Source organism: Ectothiorhodospira mobilis (genome assembly GCF_016584115.1).
Lineage (GTDB): Bacteria > Pseudomonadota > Gammaproteobacteria > Ectothiorhodospirales > Ectothiorhodospiraceae > Ectothiorhodospira > Ectothiorhodospira mobilis.
Map to the genome: position 1 here is coordinate 1 of NZ_NRSK01000113.1, position 274 is coordinate 274.

General features: G+C 65.7%; 1 protein-coding gene. It reads left to right on the plus strand.

The annotated features are described in order from the left end of the window. Positions 1 to 274 (plus strand): aldehyde dehydrogenase family protein (locus CKO33_RS13340; RefSeq protein ID WP_200182708.1); only part of this gene is annotated, 274 nt, incomplete at both ends.

Sequence of the window (274 nt, forward strand, 5' to 3'; positions counted from 1 at the left end):
GGCCAGCGTGATCCGCGTGCGCGACTACGACGAAGCCCTGGCCGTGGCGAATGACACGGAATTCGGCCTGTCCGCCGGCATTGCCACCACCAGCCTGAAATACGCCACGCACTTCAAACGCCATGCACAGGCGGGCATGGTGATGGTGAACCTGCCCACGGCCGGGGTGGACTACCACGTGCCCTTCGGCGGGCGCAAGGGCTCCAGCTACGGCCCGCGGGAACAGGGCCGTTATGCGCAGGAGTTCTTCACGACGGTGAAGACGGCCTATACG